19 protein-coding genes are annotated in these 24,552 nt (G+C 43.8%); 3 read left to right on the top strand and 16 right to left on the bottom strand.

The window, feature by feature from the left end; genetic code table 11:
- Nucleotide 1: 1 nt before the first annotated feature.
- The 3 genes from J2T16_RS01000 to J2T16_RS00990 all read right to left on the bottom strand — a co-directional run bounded on the left by J2T16_RS01000 (nt 2) and on the right by J2T16_RS00990 (nt 4,674).
- Nucleotides 2-562 carry an AAA family ATPase gene (locus J2T16_RS01000; protein WP_336120185.1) on the bottom strand — a complete coding sequence of 187 codons (561 nt, stop codon included), beginning with the start codon at nt 560-562 and terminating at the stop codon, nt 2-4.
- Nucleotides 563-768: 206 nt separating this feature from the next.
- Nucleotides 769-1,857: an acyltransferase gene (locus J2T16_RS00995; protein ID WP_154890512.1), complete on the bottom strand. Its 1,089-nt coding sequence runs from the start codon at nt 1,855-1,857 to the stop codon at nt 769-771.
- Nucleotides 1,858-1,983: 126 nt separating this feature from the next.
- Complete coding sequence (locus tag J2T16_RS00990) at nt 1,984-4,674, bottom strand: family 78 glycoside hydrolase catalytic domain (RefSeq protein ID WP_221788272.1); 2,691 nt, start codon at nt 4,672-4,674, stop codon at nt 1,984-1,986.
- A gap of 137 nt (nt 4,675-4,811) precedes the next feature.
- On the opposite strand from J2T16_RS00990, the gene J2T16_RS00985 reads away from it, so the two are divergent.
- Nucleotides 4,812-5,693: a helix-turn-helix domain-containing protein gene (locus tag J2T16_RS00985; protein ID WP_499017508.1), complete on the top strand. Its 882-nt coding sequence runs from the start codon at nt 4,812-4,814 to the stop codon at nt 5,691-5,693.
- A 34-nt stretch (nt 5,694-5,727) separates the two neighbouring features.
- On the opposite strand, the gene J2T16_RS00980 is transcribed toward J2T16_RS00985, so the two are convergent.
- The 4 genes from J2T16_RS00980 to licT all read right to left on the bottom strand — a co-directional run bounded on the left by J2T16_RS00980 (nt 5,728) and on the right by licT (nt 10,811).
- Nucleotides 5,728-6,300, bottom strand: coding sequence for a 5' nucleotidase, NT5C type (locus J2T16_RS00980; protein ID WP_154957499.1), 573 nt, complete (start codon nt 6,298-6,300; stop codon nt 5,728-5,730).
- 138 nt (nt 6,301-6,438) lie between these two features.
- The gene (locus J2T16_RS00975; RefSeq protein WP_336120188.1) at nt 6,439-7,902 is read right to left on the bottom strand and encodes a glycoside hydrolase family 1 protein; all 1,464 of its coding nucleotides are present in this window, start codon (nt 7,900-7,902) and stop codon (nt 6,439-6,441) included.
- Nucleotides 7,903-7,918: 16 nt separating this feature from the next.
- Nucleotides 7,919-9,844 carry a beta-glucoside-specific PTS transporter subunit IIABC gene (locus J2T16_RS00970; protein ID WP_154890517.1) on the bottom strand — a complete coding sequence of 642 codons (1,926 nt, stop codon included), beginning with the start codon at nt 9,842-9,844 and terminating at the stop codon, nt 7,919-7,921.
- A 124-nt stretch (nt 9,845-9,968) separates the two neighbouring features.
- Nucleotides 9,969-10,811, bottom strand: a complete 843-nt coding sequence (licT, locus tag J2T16_RS00965; RefSeq protein WP_090916914.1) for a BglG family transcription antiterminator LicT — start codon at nt 10,809-10,811, stop codon at nt 9,969-9,971.
- Nucleotides 10,812-11,079: 268 nt separating this feature from the next.
- Here licT and J2T16_RS00960 point away from each other — a divergent pair, with 268 nt between their 5' ends.
- Nucleotides 11,080-12,096, top strand: a complete 1,017-nt coding sequence (locus J2T16_RS00960; RefSeq protein WP_154890518.1) for a hypothetical protein — start codon at nt 11,080-11,082, stop codon at nt 12,094-12,096.
- Nucleotides 12,097-12,154: 58 nt separating this feature from the next.
- Here J2T16_RS00960 and J2T16_RS00955 read toward each other — a convergent pair whose 3' ends face one another.
- From J2T16_RS00955 to zwf, 4 genes are all read right to left on the bottom strand, one after another.
- Nucleotides 12,155-13,258 carry a metallophosphoesterase gene (locus tag J2T16_RS00955; protein ID WP_154890654.1) on the bottom strand — a complete coding sequence of 368 codons (1,104 nt, stop codon included), beginning with the start codon at nt 13,256-13,258 and terminating at the stop codon, nt 12,155-12,157.
- Nucleotides 13,259-13,537: 279 nt separating this feature from the next.
- Nucleotides 13,538-14,956, bottom strand: coding sequence for an NADP-dependent phosphogluconate dehydrogenase (gene gnd, locus J2T16_RS00950; RefSeq protein ID WP_154957504.1), 1,419 nt, complete (start codon nt 14,954-14,956; stop codon nt 13,538-13,540).
- A 66-nt stretch (nt 14,957-15,022) separates the two neighbouring features.
- Nucleotides 15,023-15,688: a fructose-6-phosphate aldolase gene (fsa, locus tag J2T16_RS00945; RefSeq protein ID WP_154890520.1), complete on the bottom strand. Its 666-nt coding sequence runs from the start codon at nt 15,686-15,688 to the stop codon at nt 15,023-15,025.
- Nucleotides 15,689-15,732: 44 nt separating this feature from the next.
- Nucleotides 15,733-17,256, bottom strand: a complete 1,524-nt coding sequence (gene zwf, locus J2T16_RS00940) for a glucose-6-phosphate dehydrogenase (RefSeq protein WP_154890521.1) — start codon at nt 17,254-17,256, stop codon at nt 15,733-15,735.
- Nucleotides 17,257-17,368: 112 nt separating this feature from the next.
- Between zwf and J2T16_RS00935 the strand changes: the two genes are divergently transcribed.
- Complete coding sequence (locus J2T16_RS00935) at nt 17,369-18,274, top strand: LysR family transcriptional regulator (protein ID WP_154890522.1); 906 nt, start codon at nt 17,369-17,371, stop codon at nt 18,272-18,274.
- A gap of 119 nt (nt 18,275-18,393) precedes the next feature.
- On the opposite strand, the gene J2T16_RS00930 is transcribed toward J2T16_RS00935, so the two are convergent.
- From J2T16_RS00930 to J2T16_RS00910, 5 genes are all read right to left on the bottom strand, one after another.
- Complete coding sequence (locus J2T16_RS00930) at nt 18,394-20,400, bottom strand: chemotaxis protein CheW (protein ID WP_154890523.1); 2,007 nt, start codon at nt 20,398-20,400, stop codon at nt 18,394-18,396.
- A 14-nt stretch (nt 20,401-20,414) separates the two neighbouring features.
- Entirely contained in the window at nt 20,415-20,840 is a 426-nt protein-coding gene (locus J2T16_RS00925) for a chemotaxis protein CheW (RefSeq protein WP_499017502.1), read from the bottom strand.
- A 24-nt stretch (nt 20,841-20,864) separates the two neighbouring features.
- The gene (locus J2T16_RS00920) at nt 20,865-22,454 is read right to left on the bottom strand and encodes a methyl-accepting chemotaxis protein (RefSeq protein WP_154957505.1); all 1,590 of its coding nucleotides are present in this window, start codon (nt 22,452-22,454) and stop codon (nt 20,865-20,867) included.
- 557 nt (nt 22,455-23,011) lie between these two features.
- Nucleotides 23,012-23,686 carry a hypothetical protein gene (locus tag J2T16_RS00915; RefSeq protein ID WP_499017499.1) on the bottom strand — a complete coding sequence of 225 codons (675 nt, stop codon included), beginning with the start codon at nt 23,684-23,686 and terminating at the stop codon, nt 23,012-23,014.
- A gap of 170 nt (nt 23,687-23,856) precedes the next feature.
- A complete protein-coding gene (locus J2T16_RS00910; RefSeq protein WP_154957507.1) occupies nt 23,857-24,441 on the bottom strand; it encodes a cupin domain-containing protein in 585 nt (194 codons plus the stop codon).
- Nucleotides 24,442-24,552: the final 111 nt, after the last annotated feature.

Below are 24,552 nucleotides of genomic sequence, written 5' to 3'. Positions count from 1 at the left end.
ACTACAAATTAAAATATTGCCGAATCCATTGCGCCGATTGCTCAGCACTTTGATTTGTATTATCTATTCGAAGATAATGCTCATGTTTAACTTCTCCCGGTTCGGAATTTAATCGGTATTTTCTCATAGAATGCAATAATTCTCCCTCAGACCAAGCAATGTCTCTTTTGGTTGGTTTATGAAGTAAACGATTGGAGCTTTTGTTCCGTTCCAGTCGTTCTGCAACGTTCGCTTCTAATTCTACATAACATACTTCCGCACCTTGGGAAACAAACATGTCGGTAAGATGACGAATATAGGCATGATCTTGCTCCACGTCAAAAGCCCATACAAAAGTAAAAATAAGACCCGGAAGCTCACTCTGAGCAACCGCACGAAAGATCTCCTCCCGAAACAATCCTACAAGTCTCTTCCCCTCTGAAGTGCTATAGCTAAAATAGGGGGATACAAGATCGATCGTCATATGATTATGAAACAGCTTCAGATCGGTGATCTTCTCCAGTTCCTGTCCAACGGTCATTTTACCAACTGCTTGCGGTCCAAAGATAATAATTAGTTTCATTGGTTTCCTCCACCTAAATATAATCGGATGCGAATCCTTAAACAGTATATATTTAATCTATTTTCCCATTCATTTCTTTTTAAGGGTATTCTATCATCATACCTTTCTTGTAATAAATAAAAAAGAGATTTCAAAATCTCCTTGTTAAAAGGGATTGAAATCTCTTTGTACTTTTCCACATATTTTATTAAAAAATGAACGTATCATTACCGTCCGATGAGAACCCATCCCCATTTTAGTCGGCGTAGTCCCACCGCACAGAGCCATGAAAGCAACAATGATGCGATAAATGATAACACAACGCCTAGGCTGAAGTGACGGGCAAAATCGTCGGTGAGCACAAGCCTCCAGATCATCAAAACTAAAGGATGAATTAAAAAGATTCCAAATGCAACTGTGCCCAGAGAGTCTGTGAAGCGTGACACTTTATATTCGCTCCTGCGGCCTCTCGTACCCACTTTCTCACTCAAAACCAAGAGCACGAGACAAGCAGAAAGTGTAAATATATTTCGTACAATAAACAACACACTGTACATCAAAACCGGCCATTCTATTAACGTTGTTTTAATGATGCCAGAGGCGTACATCGAAATCGCTGCTCCGCTTATAAGTGCAACCAGCAGCACATAACGCAGGCGCATCATTTTATTCATCAACCATTCGAAGTTCAGTCCCATCCATGCTCCAAACCCGATCACTATCAAATAACTGGGTAACAGACTGCCTGTTCGTTCGAAGTCAAACTTTACATTCAATACGTAAAACAGCCCTTGCGCTGCAATAAAATACAAAGGTAAATATTTTCTAAACCATGGTTTCCTTGTTAAATATAATATCCATGGAAAAACGATATAAAACTGGAGAATAATCAGAAAAAAGTACAAATGTGTATGAGCGGTCCCAAGGGTTAATTGCTTCACAAACTGAACACTGTATGCTAATGGTTCCTTTCCTGCAATCAACTTCTTGATGACAAAATAGATCAGCGACCACACGACATACGGCACAAATATATAGAACATTCGCTTCTTATAAAAGGAAATGATCCAGTCCTTCTCGTTTAACTTAGCACTGTAGTTATAGAACAGAACCAGTGAAGATAAAAACAAGAACGCCGGAACTGCAAATTGCAGAAATGTATTCCAGAAATAAAACAGATCATGATCCCATGTATTTTTGGGATAATGCGCAACAGCAGTTGATGTTGCGTGGATCGCTACAACTGCCATAATCGCAATAGCGCGATAGAGATCCAGATACTCTATGCGTCGGGGGCGATTAACCGGTGGACTCATACTTGTAACCTCACTTGTGTCTGATAATAGAAAGATAGTCTCCGTCAATCCAGATTCCAAATCTTATTTTAATCAGCTAGCGAGGAGATTACAATCTTAATTTGTAGTATATTCAATTAACAAGGTTTAGCTACACTCACCCTCTTCAGTAATCATCCTGTAGGTGAATCGATATTTCCCAGATCCTACAGTCATAGCTACATCTGTGCCTGATTTGTTTAAAAATACATAATCAGCAGATTGATGAATCAGGCTGCCGTTCTCCTTAATCGTTCGACGATCGGCATGTGGCAGATGTATCTCCGCTCTCGTATTGGCAGGAATCTGAACACAAAGTTCCATTTCCCCATGTGTCTGTCGACGCCAACTAGACTTTACTTGGCCATACATACTCTCAAAACTAGCCTCTGCCCATTCCAGTCCCGGACCTGGATATGGCTTGATACGAACCTTCTTAAATCCGGGTTGCTTTTCATCAGGCTGAATCCCTGCCACATAACGATACAACCATTCTCCTATAGCACCATAGGCATAATGATTAAACGAGTTCATGTCTGCACTCCACAGGCTCCCATCCTCTCTCATGCCATCCCAATGCTCCCACATGGTTGTTGCTCCCTGCGTCACCTGGTATAGCCACGACGGATAACCCTCCTGCAACAATAATTCATAGGCTAGATCATTCCTGCCCATATCACTTAATACCGGATTCAAATAAGGTGTTCCAACAAAGCCAGTTGTAAGATGATTCTGTGTTTCTTTTAATAGTTCAGTCAATTGAGCAGCAACACGTTTAGAGGCTGATGTCTCCAGCAAATCAAACTGCAAGGCAAGCACATGCGCTGTTTGCGTCGGAACCGATAGTCTGCCTGCAGTAGTGACATATTCATCTTGAAATGCCTTGACAATATTTCGATGCAGCTCATCATAAACCTTAACATCTTCCAATTTACCGAGTGCAGCCGCAGCTTTACGAGTCAATGAAACGGAGTATGCATAAAATGCAGTCGCGACATAATGAATGTCCGTCGCCCCAACGTAACTGCCTGGCTTGGAATCCAGTGCAAGCCAATCCCCAAAATGAAACCCTGTATTCCAAAGGAAGACATTCTCTCCCTGATCATAAATATACGCAATCCATCTCTGCATACTTTCATATTGCTCCTTGAGCAATCGCATGTCCCCATACATTTCGTATATGACCCAAGGACAGATCACCGCCGCATCTCCCCAAGCAGATGAGGAATGACTTGTCTCTCCCCAGCCTTCAGGGATCAAGCTTTTTAGATCTGGGACAAAAAACGGCACTCCCCCATCTTCTCCCTGTTCCGCTCGCAAATCCCGAAGCCACTTCGTAAAAAAGGGGGCTGTATTCATCAGATAAGCGGAGGTTCTAATGAACATCTGTGCATCCCCTGTCCATCCCAGTCGCTCATCCCGCTGCGGACAATCCGTGGGTACGTCAACAAAGTTCCCTTTTTGCCCCCATAAAATATTGTGATGGAGTTGATTAACCAACGGGCTGGAGCAAGAGAAGTGGCCCGTGCGTTCCATGCTGGAATGAAGGACAACTCCCGTAAACTGATCTAAAACAACCTCTTCCGGGAACCCAATTAATTTTACATAGCGGAATCCTTGAAAAGTAAAATGAGGTTCATATGTCTCCATCCCTCCTCCTTTGAGGGTGTAATGTATCCTTTGTTTGGCAGCACGAAGATTATCGATATAAAAATTCCCCTGGTGATCCAATATTTCGGCATGGTGCAATTCAACCGCCCACCCTGCATCCCCCTCAATACTGAATCTCACCCAGCCTACCATGTTCTGTCCCATATCGAGTATCCGATCTCCTTGCGGTGTTGTCAGTAAAGCTATGGGCTGTAGTTGCTCTATCTGCATGACAGGTACATTCTCTTGCGCAACGATGATGTCCTTTGGATAGGAAAGGACCTGAGCAGGTAACCATGCACCTTGACATTGATCCCCCCAGTCGCTCTCCATACGCGCATCATAGGTTTCCCCCATATAAATGTCTGACATGCGAATGGCACTTGGTGCAGTAGACCACTCCTCATTCGAACCGATGATCTCTTCCGAGCCATCAACATATCGAATGTGAAGCTCCATCAGTAAAGCAGATGTAGAACCGTAATTCTCTCGTTCAATTTTCCAACCAAGATGCCCTAGGTACCAACCATCTCCAAGATAGGCTCCAAGCACATTTTCTCCAGTCTTAAGCTGATGAGTCACCTCATAAGTCTGATATTGCAAACGCTTACTATATGTCGTCCAACCTGGCGTAAAATAATCTTCACCTACCCGGGTATGATTCAAATGTAACTCATACATTCCAAGTGCCGTAGCATAAATGGTTGCACGTAGAACAGGTTTCACAATGTGAAAGAATCTTCTCATGCGTGGACAGGATGATTCAGGTTCACCAGATCTGTTGGCTGTAATCCACTTTCCGGTCCAATCGGTGCTGAGTTCCATGCGTCCCATCTCAAAATATGCGGCGTCAGACCACCCTGAGGAATTTTCAAATGTATCCCAAACCTGAACCCGGTAAAAATACCGTGTTCGAGCAGCCGGTTGAAAACCTTCGAGCTCGACATGAACAGACTGATCTGATGTCAGCTCTTGTGAATCCCATATGATGACTGCAAAATCAGGTGTGTGAGATAGCTGAACATGATAAGACGCCTGTATACAATTCCTACGATCTGATTCCAACTTCCAGCTCAGTCGGGGCGATTTGACATCCAGACCAATTGGATTCAACCGATATTCACACCGAAGGTCACTGATCTTTAACATATTGTGATCATCCTCTCCATCATGGCTTCCCTTGGTAGGTTACGATATAATTATATCGATTCCAGGGTGTGAATTATCCGGTAAAACGGACTCTTTTACCCCCTTATACAGCCATCTGTGGGAAGGAGAAACGGTGTATGAATAGGTCTGTAGAACTATTGAAAAGCGAAGCATTCCTGAACCGCCCACTACAGTTATTCGTTAATCGCTGCTTTGAGAACTTTATAATGCCCTTTCACACCCATGATTTTGTTGAATACAGCTATGTTGCCGAAGGTAGTGGGTTTCACCACATCGGTGAAGATATTGTACCTGTCAACAAGGGCATGTTATTTGTCATTCCTATCGGAATCCCTCACGTCTTCCGCCCCGTGAGTACAGATGCAACAAAAACACCCTTAGTCATCTATAACTGCTTGTTTAACGCCGAATTAATACAATCTTTGAGACATATTCTTCGGGATGAGGACATTATGCAACATCTGATGGACCTTGAGCAAAATCGGCAGAAGTATATCTCCGTCACAGATCATACAGGACGTTTGGAAGAATTAATGCATCAGTTATACCGTGAATTCTCCGTTCCGGGACCAGGTTCACTTGCGATGTTAGACACACTGGTTAGCCAATTAATTATCATGACTTACAGACAGGATCAACAGAAGAAGTGTATGAACTCCACTCCACATCCCCCTATGTTTCATGACATGGAAGCCATTCTTCATTACCTCAGGCAACATCTTGGCGAACGTATCCTCATGAGTGATTTGGTTCAGTTATCGCGGTGGAGTGAGAAAAAGATTGGAAGAATGTTCGTCCGTTATACCGGGCAGACATTTAGATCCTATGTACAACATCTACGTATTCAAAGAAGTTGTGAGCTGTTAAAGCGATCGGACCATAAAGTGGGTATGATCGCTGAAATGGTTGGTTATCAGGATATGGATTCCTTTCATGTTGCCTTCAAAAAAATAACGGGTGTTAGCCCGCTAACCTATCGCAAAAAATCCAGAGTATGACTTCTGCTCTGGATTACGGTAGTATTTTTTAATATTAAATATGAAGGCCTGAAGGTTGCAACATCTCATCGATGTACAGCTTCGCATCTTTCCAGGAAGACATTAGAGGAAAGCCATACTGCTCACGATGTTGCCTGTTCCACGGATGCGGAATACAGATCACTTTCCGACCACTTTCCACAGCCGGAATCAGATTATGCGGCCCATCATCGATTAAAAGATCAAATGTGAGCAAGTTTTTGCGTTTACACGTAATGAATTGCTCCAGTTTAATAAACGGCATATGTAGTTGCAGCCAATTCCACTTCTCATTAACCGTTCTCGGTTCTGCCGCTGTAACAATAATGAGATCATATACCTCGTTTAACTTCTGCATCTCTTCTACCACATACTCGTCATATAGTTCCAGTTCTTCGAACAGACCAGGACGCCCGTAAAATACCTCATGTGTACTATCAGGGTGACGCAAGTGCGTTGTATCCCAGTCGACCATATCTTCATATTGGAGAGGGTGCGTCGGGAAACTCCTGTTGTTATGGTATATAGCCCGTTTAACCAATTGACAAATCGTGTCATCCATATCTACGGCAATAATCGATTTTCTCATTTTCATTCCTCCCTGATACGAACACAGTATATCATCTCATCCGGGACTCAGTCATTCATTTTCATAGGAACAATCCGAAAAAGGCTCTGCTCCGTAGCAAAATTCTACGAAACAAAGCCCTTTAAGTTCGTTCTAGGATCAATCCATATCCTCGCCGTTGGAAGCAATTACTTTTTTATACCAACCAAAACTTTTTTTCTTATACCGGTTCAATGTCCCCTGTCCGTTATCATCCTGGTCCACATAGATTACACCATAACGTTTGGACATTTCCGAGGTAGATGCACTGATAATATCAATGGCTCCCCAGTTCGTGTATCCCATCAGTTCTACACCGTCCATGACCGCTTCCTTCATCTGTGTAATATGTTTACGGAGGTAATCGATTCGGTAATCATCCTGAATGGAACCGTCCTTCTCTACCTTATCTTTCGCGCCGAGCCCATTTTCAACAACGAACAACGGTAATTGATAACGATCATACAGCTCCTTCAGCGCAATACGCAGTCCAACCGGATCAAGCTGCCAACCCCATTCTGTGCGTTCCAGATTCGGGTTTTTGATGGTACTGTACAAGTTGCCGCCCGTAACCCCGTAATCCTCAGGATTCACCGCAGACACCAGGGAAGTATAATAACTAAATGAGATAAAATCTACCGTGTGCTCACGTAATATTTGCTCGTCTCCAGACTCCATGACCACGTTAATTCCATGATCTGACCAGTAACGAGTCATAAACGCTGGGTAACAGCCGCGAACTTGTACATCCGTATGCAACAGGTTGAGTTGATTGTCGATTTGAGCTTGTAGCACATCTTCGGGATTGGACGTCGCCGGGTAATGGATCATACGGGCCAGCATACATCCAATCTGGAACTCTGGGTTAATCTGCCGTGCTCTCTCGGTCACCAAACTACTGGCTACAAACTGATGATGAAGCGCCTGATAGGACGCCTGCATAACGTTAGCCACCCGATCCTCAATAATGCCACCACCTGTAAACGGCTCAATAATCGTCGTGTTGATCTCGTTGAACGTCAGCCAATATTTAACCTTATCCTTGTACCTTGTCATGACCGTTTCTGCATATCTCACAAAATGCTCAATAACTTCACGACCTGCCCAACCGTTATATTTCAGTACGAGTGACATTGGCATCTCGTAATGAGAGAGGGTTACCAGTGGCTCAATATTGTATTTCCGAAGCTCGGAAAATACCTCATCATAAAAACGAAGGCCTTCTTCGTTTGGCTGCTCATCATAACCGTTCGGGAAAATACGCGGCCAGTTGATGGACAGACGGAACGTTTTAAAACCAAGCTCGGCAAACAGGGCAATATCTTCTCTGAAACGGTGATAAAAATCAATACCATATCGTTTTGGATAACCTTTCGAACTGTGATGTGCCATTGCCTTCTCCACCTTGGCAGTTGTGACATGCATCAACTCTCGCAAATTGGTATAATCCTTCTTCTCAAAATAAGGAACCATGTCTGCCGTAGACCAGCCTTTTCCTCCGACATCAAACGCCCCTTCAGCCTGGTTGGCAGCGATTGCGCCGCCCCATAAGAATCCTTCGGGAAATCCTTGTCTATTGTTCATATCAATCTCTCCTTGTTCACAGATTTGCTTTCAATACCTTCTCACCCATTTGCATATTTCCAAGTTGTATAGGCATAATCTCTTTATAATCGGCTGTATTGGTCACAACCATAGCAGTGGTTATGTCATATTCCTTCGCAATCTCATCAAGTTCAAAGGTTAGCAATAAATCACCAGCTTGTACGCGAGTCCCCGTTGCTACATGGGCTTCAAAGTATTGTCCGCGTAGTTTCACCGTGTTGATCCCAACATGAATAAGAAGCTCCATACCCTCATCACTGCGGACAACAATCGCATGTTTGGTTTTGAATACGTTCATCACCGTGCCTGTAACCGGGGACACCAGTTCACCCAAAGTAGGAACAAACGCCACACCTTTGCCCATCAATTCATCACCAAAGGTCGGATCATTCACTTCTTGCAATGGGATGGATCTGCCTGTCATCGGAGCATAAGCGATAGCATCACCCGTGGGTGCAGGGACACCAAGATCCTCTATGTTGACAGGCGCGTCAACCATGTTAGCCTTATCTGTTGATGAGGTAGCGTTAGAAGCACCTGGAGCGAATTGGGCCAGCGCCTCTGCATCACCCTCTTCTTCCTTAATTCCGAACAGAATGGATACAATCGTACCTACAACAAAAGCGATAATCATACCTCCAAAGGAATACAGGAAGGTCTGTCCAACAAGGGACGGTAACCCCGGAAGTCCGCCATTCCCCGCGAGTACATAGGCTTTAGCGCCAAAAGCCAGGGCGAAACCGCCACCTACTGCACTACCGATCATCGCAGCGGCAAATGGCTTTTTATATTTCATATTAACCCCGTACATCGCCGGTTCGGTTACACCCATCAGAGCCGTGAAACTCGTGGATAAGGCCACGGTTTTGAGTTTTTTATCTTTAGCACGGAAGAATACACCGAGTGTTGCACCAGCCTGACCCATATTGGAAATGAACGTCAGAGGTAGGAATTTGTCAAAACCAAGTGTAGCAATATTGCTGAGAATAATCGGTACTAAAGCGTAGTGCATACCGGTCATGATAATCAGTGCCATGGCACCGCCAAGTACGATACCAGCGATCAAACCACCTTCGTTCAGTAGCCAGTTAATCCCACCGGACAAGCCATTACCAACAAATGTACCCAATGGACCAATCGCAATCAGTGTGACTGGAACCATCACCAGGAGCGTAATCAGTGGCACAAGCAAGAGTTTGAGCGCTGCAGGGATGATTCGATCCACCCATTTTTCAACATAAGACATCAACCATACCGCCAGCAAAATCGGAATAACCGATGAAGCATAGCTTACCGCCGTGACCGGAATGCCTAGAAATGCCACCGTTTCTCCGCTGGAGAGCAAGGCCCCCATGTCGGGATACATCAAGGCTGTACCTAGTGCAATCGCTACGAATGGATTACTCCCAAACTTGCGCGCAGCGCTGACTGCAATTAGCAGTGGCAAGTAATGGAACACACCGTCACCAATCGCGGACAGGATACGATATGTGTCTGTACCAGCGGACATCCATTCCAGTGAAACGAACAGGGCCAGTAACCCTTTTAACATCCCTGCGGCTGTTATGGCCGGCAGCATGGGAGCAAATACACCAGCAATCGTTTCGAAGATGTTCAGGATTACATTTTTACTTTTCTCCGGCTTAGCCTGCTTGTTATCTGCGTTTTGCTGAATGGACGGTTCTTCCTTCACCATCGCATCAAACACTTTGGACACATCGTTACCGATAATGACCTGGAATTGATCCCCCGAAATGTTGGTGCCCATCACTTTGTCCAGCTGTTTGAGCGCGCCGTTGTCGACTTTTTCATTACTTTTCAGATCAAAGCGCAGCCTGGTAACACAGTGATAAACCGAGTTAATATTGTCTTTTCCGCCAACGGCTTTGATAATTTGCTGTGCGGTGTCTTGATGTTTCATCTTCATTTCCTCCTTAATTTCCCCATAAAAAATACCCGAACAAAAATACGCAGATGTACCTGCATACTTTCATTCGGGTATTGCCTGATTGAACAGTAACAAGCCCATAGCGTTTAGGAAAACGTTACGTTTCCCGTTTTGTTTTCATGAGACGCTCCAGATGCAGGGTAAGGTACAGCTGCTCCGAGTGAGTCATATCGTATTGATAATTTTTATGGATAAATGTCTCAATCTTGCCGATACATTTGAAGGTCTCCGGATAGTTTTTCCGGACCACCTCATACAGATACTCCTCCGCATCATCATGAGTCGAATGTGTAATGACTCGCTGACAGAAGTATTTTAGATGTGTGATAAAACGGAAATAGTTCACGCTATCCTCATCCAGTTCGACATTAAAGTGATATTTGATAATGTTCATAATCTCCTGCAGCAACTGCATCAGATGTGTAACATCATTCATGGAGTCGTTGACTTCCGCATTGATGAAATGCAGTGCAATGTTACATATTTCATCTTTAGGGAATTCGATATCCAGTCTTTCCTTTAGCAAGGTCAACGCCTCTTTGGCCACATCGTATTCTGCCTTATAGAAATGTTGCACTTCCCACGAGAGCGGATTGCGCGTAATCATTCCCTTCTCCAACCGCTGAACAGCAAAATGAATGTGGTCAGACAAGGAGACATAAATCCCGTCACTGATCGTTTTACTCAGCTGTGTTCGCGCCAACGTTACAATGTCATCGGTTGCCTGCAGAATCTCAATTGGCACTTCAGCTACGATGGATTTGAATTTCTCATAAATCGATGTATCCTGAAGACGAAACACCTTTTCAATTCGCTCTTCGTCAATCTCATCGCCAGCTTTGAACTTAAATCCGATACCCCGGCCGAGGATCAGCAATTCCTGATTTTTATCATCCACTGTGCTGACGATATTGTTATTAAATATCTGTTTAATAATCATAATGGACCCACCTGGTTTATTTTGAGACATAAAAAAGGGCAAAACCAAAATAGAAATAATAAGATCATTTCCATTGTGGTTTTGCCCGCTTTACCGGTAACAAGCCTCGCAAGTAGTCTAGCATAAGCTGAAAACGGTGTCAACTAAGAGCATAAGGTAAAAATATAGAGTATGCAACATTTTCCTTTTCATCCACGTTAATAGTGTATCCAACTACAAATATCTAATGCAATCACAATTACATTTACGTAACAGGAGGAATAATCCCTTGAAAAAATTGATCTCGATCACCGCAACGGTCACTTCTATGTCACTATTATTATCCATAGCTCCCGCCGCTTGGGCAGAATCAAGTCCTACTTCCGTGGTTCAGGATGTTTCGAATACGCTGAATCTCGATCAAAAAGTGACTGAACAATTAACCGATGCCATCACAGCACTGGCTGGAAAACAAACGATTCAATTCACATCGGCAGACACTGCATTTGATGATTGGGTTGTAAATAGCACATTAACTGGCGCAGCCGAGGCTGATGTCACTCAAAATTATAATTCCAAAAAGGCAAAAGTTACTTCTACCTTAATCAATTATAAAGCGGATGATCTTAACAAAGTATTGGATCAAGCTTTATACAACAAAATACAATCGTTCCTGAAGTCTTTCGACAAAGACAAAAAATTTAAAGCGGATGCCTTCTGGCGAGTTAAACAAGATGTAAACGACAGCGGACTCAAAAACTACTGGGTGATCTGGGGACATGACCAAAGTTTATACGTCGATGTGGATCATAACAACCAATTGTCAGCAAGTATTCTGTATGACCTTAAGGAAGCACGAGCTACACTTACGAACAAAGCCCGAAACTCACTCAAAATGCTTGGCATCTCATCCGTTAAGGCATTTGATTATTCATTGCTTACCAAAGAAAACAAAGATACACTCTGGGTATATCAGGATGATAGTAGTATAAACTCAGTGCATATTGGAAGTAGCACCGGCAAGGTGTGGAAGGTAATCAACGAATTTGGCACGGACTGGAACAATGATGCTGATTTTAAAAAGTCTTTTGCCAAACCTAAGCTGAGTAAAAAGAAAGCCCTCTCCGCCGCAGCTCCAAAAGTAAAATCGATCTTTGGCCTTAATTTGAAAGGATACAGCGTTCGTATCCAAGATAACCAATACACCTTTACAAAAAAAGGGGCCACCACCCTCATCGGTAAAATCAACAAAAAAGGCGCTTTTTATTCGTTTGAAGCGATTCCCATAAATGGAGTACGGAACTAACTGTCCGTTTGTAGAACTAAGAAAAACAGCCCCTTCTATCACGAAGGGGCTGCTTTGTTTATTGCCTGAAGGTCACGTTGATCTGCACAATTTCGGAACGGCTACTTGTCCGGATGGGTGGCCCCCAGAAACCGTATCCCGAGGTGACAATCGAGTGCATGGACCCCTTTTGCAGATAACCCCAATCATTCTCATAGATCGCTTGTGTTATGAATTGTGCCGGTGCAATCTGTCCCCTGTGGGTATGACCCGATACGACTAAATCAACGTTGTTCTTCTCGGCGATATCCAGATCGTACGGCTGATGATCCAGCATGATTACAGGCTGATTCAGATCTGCATTTTGCATAAGCGTTGCTACGTCTGCCCGATCTTCTTCCGTTCGGTCTTTCCGTCCAATCAACGTAATTTTGTTGTCCAATACGATCTTGTCGTCATACAGCACCTGCATATTGCTTTTCTCCAACGCAGCGATTAAATCCTCTATAGGGCCGTCAAACTTGTCATGGTTCCCCAGTGAAGCATATACGCCATAAGGAGCCTTGATTTCACTGATAATGTCGGCAATACCACTCTTCTCATACATCGCCAGATTGTCATCAATCAGATCACCTGGATATAAGACGAGGTCAGGTTTGAGGGCATTAATCTCCTCTACCATTCGTTTCGCATGAGCAGGACCAGACAACAGTCCAAAATGCATATCCGCAGCCATGACAATATTCAGCTTGTCGACGCCTTCCACCTTTTTATCAATCTGAATGTTATATTGTCTGACGACTGGACTATAGGCGTTGAAAATTCCGTATCCCATTGTAGAGATAAGTAAAACCAGCGTAACTACACCCGCCCATTTATGAGCGTGATGTCTAGGAATTCGCGTCAAGCGCAGAAGCCACAACGTCAGGTGCACTACAGGTAATATGAGCAATAACAGCGAGAAAACCGCCAGCCAATAGGAACCGATGACACCGAGAAACGAAATGCTGCCAAATATGCGCGCCAAAATAAAGGAAGCCGCTAGAAAAACCAGTGCTACGATATACAACCAGCGAAATCTGGCTGCCACTACGGGTTTCATCCAACTCCAGCCGCTCCAGCCTATGTAGAAGACTAATAATCCATATACGAGCAAAAACAAAATACCTACGAGTACAAACATGCCTGGCCTGACCCCCACCTTCAAAAAGTTATATACTGCAATTTTAACGGATACAGTTCCGTCTGAACTAGTATAACGTAAATAGAGGTGCCTCAGCATCTTTTACAGACTCCAGATGGGTACATTTTATTACAATTTGGTGATATTAAATTTTGAAGAGTCTCCACCTCTGTATTATCAACCATACATATCGAAGTTGTGCCAAAACAAAAAAACACCTCTGCAACTCTCCCCTGAGTAAACTCAAAAGGATTGTTGCAGAGGTGCTTATATTTAAAATTACTCGTTGGTATCCATCCATTGGAAGTGGAATGAACCTTCTTTGTCCACACGTTGGAATGTGTGAGCGCCGAAGTAGTCACGTTGTGCTTGCAGCAAGTTTGCTGGCAAACGCTCTGTACGGTAGCTGTCGTAGTAAGACAACGCGCTGGAGAAGCCTGGTACCGGAATACCTTGTTTCACCGCAGCGGCTACCACTTCACGCCATGCATCCTGATAGGATTCCACGATGTTTTGGAAGTATGGATCAAGGAGCAGGTTTTTCAGGGCTGCATCTTTATCGTATGCTTCCTTGATGTTTTGCAGGAACTGCGAACGGATAATGCAACCGCCGCGGAAGATCATCGCGATGTTGCCGTATTTCAGATCCCAGCCGTATTCGTCGGATGCGGCACGCATCTGTGCGAAACCTTGAGCGTAGGATACGATTTTACTTGCGAACAGCGCTTTGCGCACGTTCTCGATGAATGCTTTTTTGTCACCGGAGAACGCTTCGGCCTTAGGTCCGTTCAAGATTTTGCTTGCAGCGATACGCTCGTCTTTCATCGCCGACAAGAAACGGGAGAATACGGATTCCGTAATCATGGACAATGGTACGCCGAGATCTAGCGCGCTCTGGCTTGTCCATTTGCCTGTTCCTTTTTGTCCAGCGGCATCCAGAATAACATCAACCATTGGTTTGCCTGTTTCTGGATCGTATTTGGAGAAGATATCCGCTGTGATCTCGATCAGATAGCTGTCAAGTTCACCTTGGTTCCACTCTGTAAAGATTTCATGTAATTCTTCTACGGAAACGTTCAGTACGGATTTCAGCAAGTGGTATGCTTCACCAATCAACTGCATGTCACCATACTCGATGCCGTTATGCACCATTTTAACGTAGTGTCCCGCACCGTCAGGTCCGATATACGTACTGCACGCATCATCGCCAACTTTGGCAGAGATTGCTGTCAGGATCGGTTCTACAAGCTCATATGCACTTTCCTGACCGCCTGGCATAATTGCAGGACCTTTCAGTGCGCCTTCTTCACCACCGGATACACCTGCACCGATGAATCGGAAACCTTTGGCTTCCAGCTCTTTGCTACGACGCTGTGTATCAGGGAAGTAAGCATTACCGCCATCGATAATGATATCTCCTTGATCCAAATGAGGAAGCAATTGCTCAATCGTAGCATCCGTCGCTTTACCCGCTTGTACCATGATTAGAATTTTGCGTGGTGATTCCAAAGAAGCTACGAACTCTTCAATGGAAAACGCTCCGATCAGGTTTTTACCGTCTGCTTCTTTCAGAAGATCATGCGTTTTCTCTGGTGAGCGGTTAAATACCGATACCGAGAAACCTTTACTTTCAATGTTAAAAGCCAGGTTTTTCCCCATTACTGCAAGTCCAATGACACCAATCTGTTGTTTACTCATTATGTCCTCCCGATACTCCATGATTTATATATATTTTTCGTTAAACCTTATCCACACGTATGGCTATTATTGTACTGTTTTTTTCCAGTCTGCTGCAAATTTCTCCATCCCTTGATCTGTCAGCGGGTGTTTGGAAATTTGTTCAATGACTGAAAATGGAACTGTTGCAATATGTGCTCCAGCCATCGCTACACGTGTAACGTGATCCGGATGTCTCACGGATGCAGCAATGATCTGAGCATCGAGATTATGTGTGCGGAACAGTTCAGCTACTTTGGCTACCAGTTGTACACCGTCTTCGGAGATATCGTCCAGACGTCCCAAGAAAGGGGATACGTATGTTGCACCTGCACGAGCTGCAAGCAACGCCTGATTCACAGTGAAGATCAAAGTCACGTTTGTTTTTACACCTTTTTTAGTCAAGTAACGGCAAGCTTCCAGACCTGCAAGGGTCATTGGCAATTTGATCGTGATATTTTTGTCGTTGTTGTTGATTTTGATCAATTCGTTCGCTTGAGCAATCATTTCTTCAGCAGTCAGCGCATCTGGCGTTACTTCAGCGGAAACAGACTCCACTTCAGGCACAAGCTTCAGAATTTCTTCGATGCGGTCTTCGAATTTCACGCCTTCTTTGGCAACCAGGGAAGGGTTCGTTGTTACACCGGACAATACACCAATTTTATATGCTTTTTGAATGTCTTCCACGTTAGCTGTATCGATAAAAAATTTCATGACTGAATTACCTCCGATTATTTTAGTTTTGTTCGTTTTTTGAATTAAATGTTGCCGTTAACTGCGATGGGTACGTCGCTGTCTTGCTCAGAAATCAGTTCACTTGGCTCATCAAACCACCAATGATGACCTTCTGCCTCAAGCATGGCATCCGACTCCGCTGGTCCATAACTTCCTGCCGGATATAAGTGAAGCGGTAGCAGATTTTCATTGAATGCATCCAGAATCGGTTGCACCCAAGCCCAGGATAACTCAACTTCATCCCAATGTGCAAAAAATGTTGGATCACCATGCAACGCATCGCGAATCAAGTTCTCATAAGCTTCTGCCAGATCTCCCTGATTAGGAGCAAGATCAATATGAACGGGTTTGAACTCCCCTTTATTTTCAGGATCACTTGCGTTCAGTTGCAGTGTCATGCTTTGATCCGGGCTCATCTCAATCACAAGCAGGTTCGGCTTCGAACCGTTGTTCTTGATCAGGTGACCTTGGCCTGAAGGTTCTTTGAACTCAATCACGATTCGTGTTGATTTCTCCTTCATTCTTTTACCCGTACGGATGTAAAACGGAACACCTCTCCAGAAGAAATCATCAATTTGCAGCTTCGCGGCAATAAATGTGTCATTCATCGTGTTCTCGGCAACACCTGGTTCATCTGCATAGGCATGTACCGGTTTTCCTTGAATGCTGCCTGCAGCGTACTGTCCACGGATGATGCTTGCACCGACTGTTTGTTTCTGAAGGGGCTGAATGGACTCCATAATGTGTTTCTTCTTCTGGCCCACATTTTCGGAAGTGCTGTTATATGGAAGCTGAATCGCCATCATCATAAGCAATTGCAACATATGATTCTGGAACATGTCACGCACAGCACCTACATGATCATAATAGGATGCGCGTTCTTCAACACCTACAGTCTCATTTGCCGTAATTTGTACGTTAGAGATGTAACGGTTGTTCCAGAGAGCCTTCATAATCGGGTTGCTTTGATGAAGTGTCTCTAGCTTCTGAACCATCGGTTTACCCAGGTAGTGGTCAATCCGATAAATCTCTTCCTCTGTGAAGGATTCACTCAGCTTGCGGTTAAGGTCACGTGCTGACTGCAAATCATGACCAAATGGCTTCTCGATGACGAGACGTTTCCACCCTTGCGTTGAACCAAGCCCACTTGCCTGAATATTTTCAGCGATCGGTTCGAAGAATTCCGGACCAACCGAGAGATAAAACAAGCGATTGGATGGGATGCCCAGTTCAGCTTCTCTTTGCTCAACCAATTGAAGCAACTTTATATAATCTTCCTTATGTGTGATATTCAATACACTGTAGCGAAAAGCTTTTACAAATGATTTTACTGATTGATGATCTCCTTGACGTCTGGAGAACTCATGCAAAGATTTTTCCACTTGAGCTTGGAAAAATTCATCCGACCATTCTCTGCGGCCCATGCCGATCAGGGAGAAGGTTTCAGGAAGCTTTTTCTCAAGGTACAGATTATATAGGGCAGGATATATTTTTCTTTTGGCTAAATCTCCAGTAGCACCAAATAAAACAATTGTTGTTGGTTCCATCTTACCGTGCTCCTTCCAAGTAACTCTGGTTTCTTTGTTGTAGTTACACTATAATACGTTTTATAGCTATACAAGTAATTAATATATTTCACAGGAGCTATAGACGATATCTATGACAACAAATTATGAATTATATAAAGTCTTTTACTGGGCTGCCAAAACAGGCAGTCTGACCCAAGCCGCCAAAGCCCTTTACATCACACAACCCAGCGTCAGTCACGCGATCAAACAGTTGGAAGACAGCTTCGGACTCACTCTTTTCTATCGAAATTCTAAGGGGGTTGCGTTAACTCAGGAGGGTGCCAGCCTGTACTCCTATATTGAACAATCCCAGATTCTCATCTCCCTTGCAGAAGAAAAAATGGCTGCGCTAAAAAATCTGGATAACGGGGAACTTCGGATTGGTGGTAGCGACTCCCTCTTCAAACATTACATGTTATCGTATCTGGAGGAGTTTCACATTCAGTACCCTAACATCAAGCTGCATCTAAGCCATGGAACAACGCCTGAGGTCATTACGTTTCTGAAAGAAGGCAAAATCGATCTTGGCGTTGTCCGCATGCCCATCGTTGACCCACAGCTGGAAGTACGGGAGAGCATTCAACTAAAGGATTGTTTTGTTGCTGGTGAACGATATGCCCAGTTGAAGGGAAAAGTGCTAACCCTTGAACAACTGCTTGAACATGAGCTTATTCTGTTTTCCCGGAACAGCCGGGTTCGGATGGCCATCACAGAACTCTTCAATCATTATAATTACACGTTAAAACCAGAAATCGAGGTCGGCAGCGTTGACCTCCTGATTGAATTTGCTCGCCGCGGCTTGGGGATCTCTTATGTCACACGAGAATTTATCTCCAAAGAGCTGGAAGAAGGCTCTCTCTTTGAGATTCAGCTTGACGTTCCTCTTCCTCCTTCTCATGTAGGGATCATGACGAAACGGAATATGCCGATCTCTTCGGCTGCGAATCACTTTATGGACTTGATTTTCAAAGCACAGGCGGACACCTCGAGAACATGATCCGTTGAGAACAAGATAAAGAGCCTCAAGGCCCTGTACATGCAGGATCTTGAGGCTCTTTATCTTCTTAATTTTAAATATATTATAGTGATTACTGGACGAAATGAGTTCTTTGACTTTTAATGACTGACTAGATAAGAAGCGTCCAGAATAAGAGCCACTTTACCGTTCCCCAGAATGGTTGCACCAGATAGATGATTCATTGCTCCGAGGTATGTTCCAAGCGACTTAATTACCACTTCCTGATTTCCGATGATTTCATCCACTGCATAAGCCGCAATTTTATCGACAGAACGCACAATGACGAGTGGAATCGTCTTGGACTTACGGTCAGTACGCGGGTACTGAAGCTTGTCACACAGTCGGTAGAAAGGCACGATACGTCCATGATTCAAAATGGATTGCTGTCCCTGAATCATCTGAATCTCTTCCGGTTTAATGCGCACGATCTCCGCTACGTTGTACATTGGCAAAATCAATACCCTGCCAGATACATTCACCAGAAGCCCTTTGATAATGGCTAAGGTGAGCGGTAACCTAATCGTAAATGTCGTTCCGATACCAACCTCGGTATCAATATCTATGATGCCATTCAACCTTCCGATCTGGCTTCTTACGATGTCCATGCCAACACCTCGGCCAGATACATCGCTAACGGTTGAAGCCGTAGAGAACCCTGGTTCAAAAATCAGATGAACGGCTTCCTGTTGATTTAAACGAGCCGCTTGCTCTTCAGTTATAATGCCTTTTTTCAATGCGGAAGCTTTGATTTTCTCCCCATCAATACCCTTACCATCATCGGAGAAACGTATGACCACATGATTTTCCTCGTGGTATGAGGTCAGTTTGATTCGTCCTTTGGCAGGCTTGTTCTGTTGGGCACGAACCTCAGCACTCTCAATGCCATGATCTGCACTGTTCCGAATCAGATGGATTAACGGATCACTGAGTTCTTCGATAATCATGCGATCCAGCTCAGTCTCTCCGCCTTTAATGACCAGCTCAATATCTTTGCCCAGCTTCTGCGACAAATCCCGAACCAGCCTCGGGAACCGGTTCAACAATTGATCAATAGGCAACATCCGCGTCTTCATAACTCCGTCCTGCAGTTCCTTAATGACTCTACCCATATGGTCGGACACTCCGCCAATACTTTGAATCACTGGGGAGGGCTCCTTACGGGCACCAGTACGGCTCAAATCAGCAAGAGAGGTCTGATCAATAAGCAGCTCACCCACGAGGTTCATCAAATGATCCAGTCGCTCCACACTTACGCGAACCGTAGGCTGGGTTGACTTCATCTTATCTTCCTGAAGAGGCACTGACGTGTCGCTTTTTTCTTTTCCAACTGTCAATTCAGTCTCTATTAATTCAGATGTTACAGCAACCTCTTCTGTCGCCAAAATATATGGACCGACATCCACGCTCCGAATATCCGAATCTCCGGATAACGCACTCTCAATCTGAGCTTGATCCAGAGAAGATGCTGTAACGATCACAAACTCGTTATAGTGCGCCTCTCCCAGTTCCTCATCAAGACCCTGCTTTTCAATGGATGTCGCTAGTACACTGCCACATACATCTTCAACCCGTTTGCACAAAATATGATATCTAGCTGCTTTCATCAAACAATCTGAGCTTAATACAATGCGAATGGAAAAAATCTGCTGACCTGGTTCAAGTACTTCATCGAACAGATTCGACTCCACAGACTGTAGAACGGGTGACTTGGTCTGCTGAGCCAAGGCTGGTTGATGAATCATGTCTTGTATTTCTTTAACCACTGCACGGAAATCAGTAAAACTTTCGCCTTGCACGTATTGATCCCTAAGCATTCTCATGGCATCCAACGAACGAAAAAGGGTGTCAACGAGTTGTGCGGTAATTTCCGGTTTCTTGGATCGCACCCATTCCAATGCATACTCCACTTCATGTGTCAGATCACTTAATTCACGAAAATCCATAGTCGAAGCCGAGCCCTTAATCGTATGAGCCGCCCGAAATAAGGTCTGCACAAGTTCCACAGAAGGTGAAAGCTCAAGTGCAAGCAAGGACTGATCCATCCGTTCCAACTGATCATTCAGTTCTTCGATAAATATGTCGCGATAGGCGGACAAATCCATCATTGGTGCATTCCCTCCTAACCGCCCAATATTTCATCCAGTTTCAATATACCAACCAGACTGTCTCCCTGTTGGCCCACACCCTGAAAGAATATTTCAAGGTTGCGTCCATGACCTCCAGTAGGCGGATGTATTTCCGAATAAGTTGTGACTTTGCTGACTCGATCTACAATCAAACCGATATACTCATCTTGATAACGTACCACAATGATTCGGGTCGCCCGGGTTGCCGATTCGTCTGGCATGCCAAGCAAATTACGCAGGCACATGACGCAGACAACTTTACCACGTAAGTTCATGACTCCTTTGATTTCGGTACGACTAAACGGAATATCGGTAATACTTTGCATTTTTATAATTTCATGAATTTCTTCGATTCGAATGGCACAGGTCTCTGCGCCGACAGACAGTTCGATATATTGTTCTTTCTGAAGTGAAGACATCGTTTCACCCTCAATTCGTTATTATTACTGGGTTTTGAAAGCAGACGCAGATACAGACAATTCTTCTGCAAGATGTGCGAGCGATTGACAAGTTGCCGCCGTTTCTTCGGATGCTGCTGCAGACTCCTCACTGGATGCAGAGATCGACTCTACCGAGCTCATCACCTCAGCAGCTTGTGCCGCCTCTTCCTCACACGCAGCCGCGATTTCATTGACTTTCTGGGAAGAATTATTAACCATCTCAATGATCTGATCAAAGGCTTGTCCTGTTTTGGAGGATTGCTCCACACTATCCGAAACAGCTTGCACGCTTTGTCTCGTATTCTCCTGCATCACTTTGATAATTGTTGTGATTTCTTTGGTCGCTTCGCCACTGCGTTCAGCAAGCTTGCGAACTTCATCAGCTACAACAGCAAATCCTCTTCCTTGCTCTCCTGCACGGGCTGCTTCAATCGCCGCATTTAACGCAAGCAAGTTTGTCTGCTCCGCGATGTCGTCAATAACTTCGATAATGTCGCCAATTTTGCGTGAATCTTCTTCGAGCTTCGCCATTTTCATATTCACGGCTTGCATACCTTCCAAGGAAGTCTGAACAACATGACCGCCTTCACGCGCTGTTTTCACCGTATCATTAGATAACTCGGCAGCTTCTTCAGCACTTGCAGCTACAGAGTTGATCGCCAGAGACAACTCTTTAAACAATTCGGAGATGTTTGCTGCTTCACTCGATTGACTTGTGCTTGTACTAGCAATTTCCTGTGTGCTTGCCGAGATTTGTTCAGACGATGCTGCAACGCTCTGTGAATTCATGACAATGTTATTAATTAATTCTCGCAGATTGTCTACCATGCGATTAAGCGCAAAGGCCAGTTGCCCAACCTCGTCTTTTGAGGAGATATCAGACTTGAGGGTAAGGTTTCCGTTAGAAACTTCTGTAGCTAGACCTAGCATAGCCATTAGAGGTCTGGAGATGGAACGGGAGATCACAAATCCAATGATAATACTAAAAATAATCGAACCAATGACCAAAACAACGGTAACTGAGAATGCACTTGTGTACGCTGCTTCCGACTTTGAATTGTTCTGTTCCGCCAGTTTAACGTTCAGATCCACCATTTCACCCATCGTAGCGAGGGCTTCATCACCAGGCGGTTTGAGTGTGTCTTTCAAGAAAACGATAAATCCTTGATCGTCATCACTTTTTGCCAGCTCTATACCTTGCTCAAAGATTCGCATGTAATTTGAGTACTGTGTATCGAATTTGCTAAGGAGCTCAGTTTCTTCGGGGGTCGTTGCCAGAGGACGATAGCCTTCAATTTGACTCTCGATGTTACCTTTAATGGTATTAATATTATCGACAATGCGAGTTTGCTCTGTGGCATTTTTCTCAAAGTTGAGATCACGAATGTTAACCCGCATCCTCTGGTAATTCATTTGTGCTCCGCTCAATTCTTTTACTGAAATCAGATTGCTGTTATACATTTCTTTCATGTGCTCATTGGTACTTCTAAGTGTCGTGATTGAATACACTCCCAGAATCGCAAGAATCAGAGATACTACCAAAAATGCTGAGATAATCTTTGTTGCTGTTTTCAAGTTGCCAAACCACTTCATTATATCTCCCCCTAAGTTTCTTCGTGTCTAGTTATGTAAATAAAGTTTGCTAATCCATTCTATGGATCGCTCTCCAGACAACATACGATGTATTTCGACAGAAATATTAGAAAACTGAATAGATAAATTTTATTTTTGCAAACTTTCATTTTTATGTAAAATTTTTATGATAAATAAGACTCTTGTGTTTATATTACTAAATACTATTAATCTAAATTTAATAGAATAAACATTCATATTAACGAAATTTATATATACATTTTTGTACATATCTCTTTTTTTGATGATGGACGATCAATGTTATCTTTTTTACTTGGACCTATATGTTAGTTCATAGTTCTTTGGACTAATTCATATGATAACTATATCGAGATAGTTCTACTCACCTGTTCAAAACATCTAATAAATACGACTTAAGACTAATAATAAAATTAAAATACATGATTCAATTGAACTAAAAAAACAATCAAATTCACTATGTGGGAGTTTGATTGTTTTCTAGATTCATATGCAATTTTTAAGCTCCTTTGATTCAATCGAAATACGATTTATTCATATTATTCCATCTGCTCCAGCTCTGTCAGACGGTCTTTGATTCGCAGTGGAATAAGTTCAAACAGCTTGTCCCATGTCATAAACATCTCCGGTTTCAACAAATACTCTTCAAACTGCATCGAGGGTACAAATGCTTTGGTTTGCAGATATTTTTTGACACGGGCATCGATCTGTTCACTGGTTTGAAAAAACGGTTCAAACATTTCATTTACAAGCAAGCCATCACATCCTGCCTGGGCGCCTGCTACACTATACAGATTGGGCAACAACTCAAATACAACCTGTAATGGTGAAAAGGCGTGTTTCCCCGGCTGGGAGTACAGGCACACATGATGACCAACCAGATTAGCTCTATCTTTTAACAGCCCTCTTAATACTCTCCCATGAAAGCTGGCTTCGCAATCCACGACTTCTCCATCATGTCCCACATACACCCATACATGCTCCAGCTCATAGAGATGTCCGATCTCGTAATCCCACCATATCGCATATTCGATAACATACTTTACTGCTTCAGAAGGAAACTGTAGCTCTCTACGAAAAGATGGGGACGGCCCAGAATGCTCAAGCACAGACACGCCAACGAAATCCGGATAAAAAGGCTCATTCTGATCAAACATGATTACTGGTGCATAACTCAATGCTGTTTCCAGCCATTCACTTATAGCAATTGTCATAGAAGAATCCTCCATTTTCATTGTTGTTACTCCTATAGTAACAGAGAGAGGGTGAATGGCGTCAACTTATGCAAACGTAAAAAAACCTGCAACCGAATATACGCAGCTGCAGGTTCGGGAATGATAATCAGTTAAGAAAGGTTAAAATCCTTTGGATATTTCGGTTACCGTTATTCCCTTGGCGCTTTGGTAGCCTTGGAAGCTTGAACAGAGGTATCCGAAACGTCTGTTCCACAACCAATATTAGGACCAAGAATGGCATCATTCTGGATGGATGCAACCGCTTTGGCATAGGCTTCTTCATCCAGACAATATGCGCGATGAGCAACCTCCGGCGGTGTAGCCGCAAGAAAATCTGCCCCAAATACAATATCCGGTGTCGGTTGATCAAATATGGTCAGCACATATACGCCATCGGTTTCCGCAACAAACCAATGAAACCAGCCTTTTGGAAAAACAACCACTTGCCCCGGCTTCAAACGATACGTTATCCGTTCGCGTGTGAACGGATTGAACACGGAAGCTGTAATCTCACCGCTGATTACCACGACCATCTCGGTTACATTGGGGTGCCAGTGGGGCTGCACAATAATCCCTTTACTCAGATAGACATTAAAAAAACCATTCTCAATCGTTGGCAACTGCTCTCCAAATAACTGAGTGACGTAGTTGCTTGAATCTCTCCGGTAATTCACCACAGCATTGGAATCAGCAGCAAGCGGAACATTGGGGGATTTCAAGATCGGATTGATCATCGGTTATATTCTCCTCCTTGGGCAAACATCTCGTTGTTGTACTGTATGCTGGGACATCATGAGATAATACTGCATTCAAGCTCTGGCGTATAACTAAGTCAAACTGTGCGT

This window comes from Paenibacillus intestini, assembly GCF_030803945.1.
GTDB classification, from domain to species: Bacteria; Bacillota; Bacilli; order Paenibacillales; family Paenibacillaceae; genus Paenibacillus; species Paenibacillus polysaccharolyticus.
Note: the sequence above shows the minus strand (reverse complement) of the source record. Positions and strands in the feature narration are given on the sequence as shown.

Coding starts and splice junctions, on each gene's coding strand:
- J2T16_RS00955 (WP_154890654.1), bottom strand. CDS start 13,258: ATGTTTGTACTCGTAGGTATTTTGTTTTTGCTCGTATATGGATTATTA.
- J2T16_RS00915 (WP_499017499.1), bottom strand. CDS start 23,686: ATGACAATTGCTATAAGTGAATGGCTGGAAACAGCATTGAGTTATGCA.
- J2T16_RS00970 (WP_154890517.1), bottom strand. CDS start 9,844: ATGAAACATCAAGACACCGCACAGCAAATTATCAAAGCCGTTGGCGGA.
- J2T16_RS00920 (WP_154957505.1), bottom strand. CDS start 22,454: ATGAAGTGGTTTGGCAACTTGAAAACAGCAACAAAGATTATCTCAGCA.
- J2T16_RS00990 (WP_221788272.1), bottom strand. CDS start 4,674: ATGTTAAAGATCAGTGACCTTCGGTGTGAATATCGGTTGAATCCAATT.
- J2T16_RS00975 (WP_336120188.1), bottom strand. CDS start 7,902: ATGAACAATAGACAAGGATTTCCCGAAGGATTCTTATGGGGCGGCGCA.
- J2T16_RS00995 (WP_154890512.1), bottom strand. CDS start 1,857: ATGAGTCCACCGGTTAATCGCCCCCGACGCATAGAGTATCTGGATCTC.
- J2T16_RS00930 (WP_154890523.1), bottom strand. CDS start 20,400: ATGATGGATTTGTCCGCCTATCGCGACATATTTATCGAAGAACTGAAT.
- gnd (WP_154957504.1), bottom strand. CDS start 14,956: ATGAGTAAACAACAGATTGGTGTCATTGGACTTGCAGTAATGGGGAAA.
- J2T16_RS00935 (WP_154890522.1), top strand. CDS start 17,369: ATGACAACAAATTATGAATTATATAAAGTCTTTTACTGGGCTGCCAAA.
- J2T16_RS00980 (WP_154957499.1), bottom strand. CDS start 6,300: ATGAGAAAATCGATTATTGCCGTAGATATGGATGACACGATTTGTCAA.
- J2T16_RS00910 (WP_154957507.1), bottom strand. CDS start 24,441: ATGATCAATCCGATCTTGAAATCCCCCAATGTTCCGCTTGCTGCTGAT.
- licT (WP_090916914.1), bottom strand. CDS start 10,811: ATGATTATTAAACAGATATTTAATAACAATATCGTCAGCACAGTGGAT.
- J2T16_RS00985 (WP_499017508.1), top strand. CDS start 4,812: ATGAATAGGTCTGTAGAACTATTGAAAAGCGAAGCATTCCTGAACCGC.
- fsa (WP_154890520.1), bottom strand. CDS start 15,688: ATGAAATTTTTTATCGATACAGCTAACGTGGAAGACATTCAAAAAGCA.
- J2T16_RS00925 (WP_499017502.1), bottom strand. CDS start 20,840: ATGTCTTCACTTCAGAAAGAACAATATATCGAACTGTCTGTCGGCGCA.
- zwf (WP_154890521.1), bottom strand. CDS start 17,256: ATGGAACCAACAACAATTGTTTTATTTGGTGCTACTGGAGATTTAGCC.
- J2T16_RS01000 (WP_336120185.1), bottom strand. CDS start 562: ATGAAACTAATTATTATCTTTGGACCGCAAGCAGTTGGTAAAATGACC.